Origin of the sequence: Caldicellulosiruptor sp. F32, from assembly GCF_000404025.1 — a bacterium.
Classification (GTDB): Bacteria; Bacillota; Thermoanaerobacteria; order Caldicellulosiruptorales; family Caldicellulosiruptoraceae; genus Caldicellulosiruptor; species Caldicellulosiruptor saccharolyticus.
The window spans coordinates 1-7500 of sequence record NZ_APGP01000121.1 but is presented as its reverse complement, the minus strand read 5'-3'; the positions used below and the strand labels follow the sequence as shown (position 1 = coordinate 7500).

The following is a 7500-nucleotide window of genomic DNA, read 5'->3' as shown; positions in this document are numbered from 1 at the left end:
GTTGACACCTTCTTCTTCCTCTTCATTATTTTCTTTTACGTTGGCCTTAGATGTATTCTCCTCAAAAATGACCTTTACATCTGGCTCTATTTTCTTTACTATGCCTTCAATCTTCTCATTTAACTCAGAGCGGTTGACTTTCGGACTTATTTCCAGTGTTAGTTTCTTCGAAACAAAATCTACTGCAGCAAATTCAACTCCTTCTAGACCGCTTATTTCTTTTTCTATTTTAGCTGCACAATTCGCGCAGCCAAGTCCTTCAAGTATTACTATGCTTTTGTTCACCTTTTTATTGCTCTTGTTAACGGATTTTTCTTTCACTACCACATCCGGTTCGTGCTTGTGCACTATGGTTTTAACTTGCTGTAATATATTCTTATACTCTTGCTCTGATTCAATTTCTAAAGTCAATGTCTTGTTCATGAAGTTCATATAGGCTTTGACTCCATTTAATTTATTAACCTCTTCTTCAATTTTAGCTGCACAATTTGCGCAATCTAAACCTTCTAAAATTACTTCCTTCTTTAACATTACTGACCCTCCTTTACTTACTTTCTTCTGAAATATGAATTAATCCCTGGTCAAATATTTGCTTTACATGTTCATCTTCAAGAGAGTAGAATACAATCTTTCCTTCTCTTCTGCTCTTTACTAGTCCAGCCTGCTTTAAGACTCTTAGCTGATGTGAAATTGCTGATTGGGTCATATTTAATAAGAATGCAATATCGCAAACGCACATCTCTGATTCACCTAATGCCCAGAGTATCTTAATTCTTGTTGAATCTCCAAAAACTTTAAATAGTTCTGCTAGATCATATAGAGTTTCTTCTTGAGGCATTTTTTCTCGCACTTTATTTACAATTTCCTCATGTATTACATCACAGTCGCATCTTTCAATTGGTTGAATTTTTTTTGCCATATTTATATCACCTCCTTATCATTCAATTGAACACTTGAATAAGTTTTCATATATATTATAAACCTCAATTCTCCGTTTGTCAATAAAAACATATGAGTAATTGTTCAAGTGTGTTTATCTTTTAGCTTTACGGTCAAGACCGCCACCTCTAAGCGCAGCGTAGGTGGGTTTTAATCAGGTGGAGTAGACTCTCCATCTGATTCCCCGATGTTTCAGCTTGCTGAAACGAGTTCACGTCTGTCATTTCAGCTATTCGCTGCTTCTTCCTTCACGCTCTGCATTTTTAACCAGCGCATTTTGCTTCTGCTCCCGCAATCGGTAATCCAATTATGTCTCCTGTAGTTATTTATAATAGTATAAGTACTCTTCCCCTACTGGCGGCTATCTTAATACGAGCTTATAGGTTTACTTCTATTTCTAACCCTGACTTAAACTCTACCACTAGCCTGTCATCATATACAATTGCTTTTTCAACAAGTTTTCTAACCAGTTTATCATCAAACTCCGTTATATCACCGGTTTGCGTGTTAAGAAAGTCAGTCATTTCAGCTATCCGATCCCGCTTATCTTGACGGAGAGCGTTTCTTGAAAGGGTTTCTTGCCTTAAGTCCCGTAAGCGGTAAATCTCATTGACAATATTATCATATGCTTCCTTTGAATTTGCCAATTGGATCAACTCGGCTTGAAGCTCTTCCAGCCTTTTATCAATATCTGCCGTACTCTCGTCCAAATCCTCGTTTAATACGGTTTCAATATTCTTTTTCAGTATGGCCAGGAAAGAGTTTTTCCCGCTGACGGCTATATTGATAGCTTCTACAATCTTCTCTTTGAGAGTATCTTCAAGTATAGTGGAAGCGGTACAAAACAAACCGGTGTTTTCCAATCTGCTGACGCATCTCCATACGATTGATTTCTTTCCTCGGTTATTCCAATGAACCCTTCGAAATATTTCATGACAATTGCCGCAGAAAACTATCTGTGATAAAGGATGATTATTGCTGTAGTTTCTCTTCTTTCCGTTCTTACTTATATGCACACATCTTCTGACAAGCTGTTCCTGAACCTGCATATAAATTTCACGCGGGATTATGGGTTCATGGCTGTTTTCTACATAGTATTGTGGAACTATACCGTTATTGGGTACCCTTTTCTTCGATAAAAAATCTACAGTATAGGTTTTCTGCAGCAGCGCATCACCGATATATTTTTCATTCCTCAAAATCTTATTGATGGTGCTGGTATGCCATCTGTGATTACCTGCACCTGTCAGAATTCCGTCAGCCTCCAAACCTCTTGCTATCTGTAGCATACTGGAACCTTCAAGGTATTCTCTGTAAATGCGTTTAACGATCTCTGCTTCTTCAGGTACGATAACTAAATTGCCATCCTTATCCTTTGTATAGCCAAGAAACCGGTTGTGATTAATATGGATTTTTCCTTGCTGATATCGGTACTGAATACCCAGTTTTACATTCTGGCTTAACGATTGGCTTTCTTGCTGTGCCAAAGATGCCATAATTGTCAGCAGGATTTCCCCTTTGGAATCCAATGTGTTTATATTTTCCTTTTCAAAGTAAACCGGAATATTTTTTTCTTTAAGCTGCCTTATGTACTTTAGGCAGTCCAGCGTATTTCTTGCAAACCGGCTGATAGATTTCGTAATTATCATATCGATTTTGCCCTGCATGCATTCTTCTATCATCCGGTTAAATTCTTCACGCTTTTTCGTGTGTTATTGTCAATACCTTTTCCCCACTTTTGATAATATTTTTTCCCCACCTGTTTTCAAAAAAATTTAATTATCATTATCTAACTGATTTGACTCATTCTTGGAATCATCTGTTAAAGCTTTTATAGCCCCTTCCCGTTGTTTCATCCTATAACTTTCACCCTTGATAACTACAAAATGACAGTGATGTACAAATCTATCTAAAATTGCCGTTGCTAAGACTGGGTCATAAAATATCCTCGGCCACTCTTCAAATACCTTGTTTGTAGTTATTATTATTGATCCTCTCTCGTACCTCTTCGATATTATCTCATAAAAATCATCTACACTGCTTTGGTTAAATTTCCTTAAGCTTAGCTTATCTATTATCAACAGGTCCACATTAACATAGTTTTTTAACTTTTGTTGATACGAATTATCAGCTCTTGAAATATACAGCTCTTCTAACATCTCGTTTGCTGTGGTAAACAAAACTCTATATCCAAGTGTTAATGATAAAATAAAAATGTACTGAAAGTGGAATATAAGGATGTACAAAATTGTACATTGATATGATATCCTTTCTCATAGTGAGGAGGGATATCAAATGCAGAACTTAACAGCACATTTAAACATGATAAGGGCGATGAAAATGAAACCTAACTTTTCAGAACTTGCAAGAATATATGGGATAGACAGAAGAACAGTAAAAAAGTATTATGAGGGTTATGAAGGAAAACCTAAGAGCAGAAATAAACCAAGTAAATTGGACAAATACTATGATGAGATAAAATCGAAGCTTGGTATCAAAGGAGTTACAGTCAAGGGTGTTTATGAGTATTTTAAATCAAAAGATGAGACAATAGGAACATACTCAAACTTCAATAAGTATGTTAAGAAAAAAGGATTAAAACGTGAGAAGAAAATGAAGGGTCATCCAAGGTTTGAGACAGATCCAGGTAAACAGGCGCAAGTTGATTGGAAAGAGAATATAAAGCTTGTTTCAAGAAATGGAGAGGAATTTATTATTAACGTTCTTGATTTTAAATTAGGTTATTCAAGATACTGCTGCTTTGAGTTAAGCAAGACAAAAACTCAAGAAGAGTTAATAGAAAGCCTAATAAGAATATTCAAAGATATAGGTGGAGTACCGAAAGAGATTTTGTTTGACAATACACCAGCAGTTGTTGATATAACAGGTGGGAAAATTAAAGTAAATTCAAGGTTTAGAAATTTTGCAAAAGACTTTGGATTTGAAGTGAGGCTTTGTAAACCAAGACATTCATACACAAAAGGAAAAGTTGAAGCAGCAAATAAGTTTATAGATTGGATACTGCCATATCAGGGTGAATTTGAAACAGAAGAGGACTACAGAAGAGGATAGTAAAAGAGATAAACGCAAAAGTAAATACCCAGCCAAATCAAACAACTCAAGTTCCACCTGGTCTTCTGTTTCAGAAAGAAAAAGAGTATTTACAACCCTTACCAGACAAAAGGCTAATAGACAGTTACCTAAATTCCTACAAGTCAGTTAAAGTCCAAAAGGACTCTCTGATCTACTATAAGGGAAGTAAATACTCTGTTCCACCTGAATACATAGGAAAGACAGTCCAGATAAAGGAGGTGGAAAACAAGATTTATATTTATTATAACACAAACCTGTTAAGGATACATGTTATTGATGAAAAAAAGTATCAATTATCACGATGAAGATTACAAACAGCTAATGCAAATGAGAGTTGGGCAAAAAGAAGGGCTTAACAAGATATGTGAGGAAAATTTAAAAAAATTTGATAATCTGTTGAAAAGCTGAGGAAAGAAGAAAAACTAAAATGAGCAACTATGTGAAACTGCTTAATAACTTAGAAGAGTTAGGACTTCACAACATAAAGAATAATTTTGACAAATATTTAGATTTAGTGGCGAGCGGAGAAAAGAGTATGACAGATGCATTGTATGAACTCAGTAATTTAGAGATAAAAGCCAAAGAAGAAAGGGCTATATTAGGATGTGTGAGGGTAGCAAATTTCCCATTTATAAAAGGCATAGAAGATTTTGATTTTTCATTTCAGCCAAGTATAAACAAGCAACAGATAATGGACTTAATGAGTTTAAGATTTTTAGAGGGTAATGAAAATATACTATTTGTCGGAACACCAGGAGTAGGGAAAACGCATCTAGCCACAGCAATAGGTATAGAGTGTGCAAAACGAAGGTATTCAACATATTTTATACATTTTCAAGAGTTAATAGCCCAGCTAAAGAAAGCATTATTGGAGAACAGATTAGAGTACAGACTTAAGCATTTTTCGAAATACAAAGTTTTAATAATAGATGAGATAGGTTATTTGCCTATAGACAATGATGGAGCAAATTTATTTTTCCAGCTGATATCGAGCAGATATGAGAAGAGCAGTACAATAATAACAACTGATGTTGTATTTTCAGAGTGGGGAGAGATATTTGGTGGAGCGACGATAGCAAATGCAATTTTGGATAGGCTACTCCATCATTCTTACGTGATTTTCATAAAAGGTCCTTCATACAGATTGCAGTCAAAAACAGCATATTTTAGCAACACAAACCAGCAAAAATAAGTTTATTTTTTGTACATTTTTATTTTCGATTTTTTGTTCATTTTGATATTGACATTTACACTGGTTTTTTTCACCTCCCAAAAGCCCATAGAATCTTTAGTAACCAGAGCAAGCACTATCTCATGCTTTTTCGAACTGGTTTTTATAACTTTAAACTCCTTCATGACACTGTCATAGCTGTGCTCAATATCCTCAACATCACCCATATTCAAACCAGCTCTGACAAGTGCTAGTGAAAAGCTACAGGACTGAAGAACAAAAAAACCGATTACTGCAAAAATTAGAATCAATAATAATATAATGTGTGATTTTTTCATAATAAATACCCTCCTCTACTCACAGTGTAGTGGAAATTGCGGATAGCATGGATATATAGTCTGGACTTTCTTGCTTTCCGGCCCTGAAATTGTGATTTCGCTTATTGCATCGTGATATGTGCCACTAACATTATTGTATGCCCAAAGAGCCCTCGATGTGCTATTATAATATGTGGGAGTATGGTATAAATATCTTGTATCGGCCTCCAAATCCGGATAAACAACCCATGAGCCTGTTCCATTTTGTCTCCAGCTGTCTACATCAACAATATATGCAACTTCCGTAACACATTTTGTTGATATGTGTGACAGCCACTGATAGTCATCACTCTGACTTTCCAGTCTTACATATGTAAAAACAGCCGTTGTTTGTGTTTCCCATCTATAGGTTACATCAGATGGGTCAATATCTGAAACCGTTTTTAGCCCATCCCAGACAGATGATAATGCATCATAAACAGTAATAGGGGTAGATGCTATTGAACCTGCTGCAGACAATGCAATGGATTCAATTAAATTGGTTATGCCCGCTTTCCAGTTTAAGCTAAAATTCACTGTCCTCTGTCCTTCTTCCCATAAGCCTGAGTCTTCCGAGATAGGCTGGGCAATTAGTTTCTGAACATTGTAGTATTTACCGTTGTAATACTGATTAGAATAGCGAAAGGATGCCCATGTATTAACGTTTGAACTTGGCGTAACTACATTTGCAATAACATCTGTTCCTGCAGATGCCTTGTTTGCGGTTTCTCCTTTTAATGCCTTATCCTTTATCGCTTTTGCTTCTGGAAATTGTCTTTCAACTTCTTCAAGTGTCAGAAAATCAACTCCTAGAGAATTGAGTTTAATATCTATTTCATTAAGCTTTGAAATGTCAACCGGTTTATTAAAGAACAGTTTTTGTCGCTCATCAAACAGCTTCATTATGCTCGCCTCTTTCAAGGCATCTTTGTCCTTGATATCCGCATTACTGTTTGCCGCAAAGCACGGAACTACTGAAAATGAAGCTATAATTGCAATCGCTAGCACTATACAAATTATTTTTCTCATGGTAGAAACCTCCTTTTTGTTTTTTAACACTGTTTGGCAAAGAACAATTCAACTAATGAACGTATATCGCCTTAAATAGCTCAACGGAATCATCCCCCTAGTTTTTTGTTCTCACTAATAAAACAAATCACAAGAGGTTTTTGTGACAGGAAATATAAATTTTTTTAGAAAAATTTTCTTTTGTTCTGAAAACTCATCTCCCGCCGGCGGCTTCAACGCTTTCCGCGATTCTGAATACGGTATCCCTGTCCATCGTTGACGACACCATGTACATATACTCATCATCGTACCAGACCAGGTTTTGAACGCCCTGATTGGAATAATACTTGGCCGGTAAACCTTTGAACTCAAGTTCTTCCAGTTTTACACCTTCTGTATTTATGTTGATTGAAACGTTTTCAAGGCACTGTTGGCTGTAGGATATAAAATCATTTTCCTTTTCATATTCCAGCAGAACAAGGCCGTCGGTGTTTTTATTGACCAGTTTAAAGCCTTCCGGTATATAGGCTGGTTCATATATGGCAAATCCATCGGCCGCATCCTGAGATGACCGGCTTTCATTAAAGAATATATGAGTGAATTTTTCGTACACCTCGGTTATGAATTCAAATACCGCGGCACGCACAGCCGATACGCTCATTGCGGACGCAAACAGGATAATGATTGCAGCAACAAAAGCGACCGCACGCCTACGCAAAAAAGCCATTGCTCCAACCGGGCTTTTTGTTTTGCTTTGGCGTATAAGCTTTTTCATCTTTCGTTTAAACTCATTTGAGAACTCATACTCTATTTCATCGTCTGTAGACAGGGTTTCTATCTCATATATGTCCGCTTTAATGACGGCTTTCTTCAGCATGTCGTCTGTAAAATTAATTGTCATCGGCACTCTCCTCCCTTTCCAGAATCTCCTCG

The 7500-nt window shown here is 36.3% G+C and carries 6 protein-coding genes and 3 pseudogenes (1 of these 9 only partly in view); 2 read left to right on the top strand and 7 right to left on the bottom strand.

The window, feature by feature from the left end; genetic code table 11:
* From H964_RS11570 to H964_RS11555, 4 genes and pseudogenes are all read right to left on the bottom strand, one after another.
* Positions 1-531: the 5' portion of a heavy metal translocating P-type ATPase gene (locus H964_RS11570; RefSeq protein ID WP_039767805.1), read on the bottom strand. Its footprint begins 1842 nt before the window's first position; only the first 531 of its 2373 coding nucleotides appear in the window; its start codon is at positions 529-531; the stop codon falls past the left edge of the window.
* A gap of 13 nt (positions 532-544) precedes the next feature.
* Positions 545-919, bottom strand: coding sequence for an ArsR/SmtB family transcription factor (locus H964_RS11565; RefSeq protein ID WP_011916063.1), 375 nt, complete (start codon positions 917-919; stop codon positions 545-547).
* Positions 920-1316: 397 nt separating this feature from the next.
* Positions 1317-2651: pseudogene (locus tag H964_RS13600) on the bottom strand (recombinase family protein); the annotation flags it as partial.
* 63 nt (positions 2652-2714) lie between these two features.
* Positions 2715-3137, bottom strand: a pseudogene (locus tag H964_RS11555) (ATP-binding protein); the annotation flags it as partial.
* Positions 3138-3234: 97 nt separating this feature from the next.
* Here H964_RS11555 and istA point away from each other — a divergent pair.
* A pseudogene (gene istA, locus H964_RS11550) lies at positions 3235-4440 on the top strand (IS21 family transposase).
* A 19-nt stretch (positions 4441-4459) separates the two neighbouring features.
* Positions 4460-5224, top strand: a complete 765-nt coding sequence (istB, locus tag H964_RS11545) for an IS21-like element ISCbe3 family helper ATPase IstB (RefSeq protein ID WP_039767800.1) — start codon at positions 4460-4462, stop codon at positions 5222-5224.
* 2 nt (positions 5225-5226) lie between these two features.
* On the opposite strand, the gene H964_RS11540 is transcribed toward istB, so the two are convergent.
* The 3 genes from H964_RS11540 to H964_RS11530 form a co-directional block, all read right to left on the bottom strand.
* Entirely contained in the window at positions 5227-5541 is a 315-nt protein-coding gene (locus H964_RS11540) for a hypothetical protein (protein ID WP_039767798.1), read from the bottom strand.
* A gap of 15 nt (positions 5542-5556) precedes the next feature.
* On the bottom strand, positions 5557-6588 hold the full coding sequence (locus H964_RS11535; protein WP_039767796.1) for a hypothetical protein: 1032 nt from the start codon (positions 6586-6588) through the stop codon (positions 5557-5559).
* 193 nt (positions 6589-6781) lie between these two features.
* Positions 6782-7500 (bottom strand): DUF4367 domain-containing protein (locus H964_RS11530; RefSeq protein WP_237738290.1); only part of this gene is annotated, 719 nt, incomplete at its 5' end.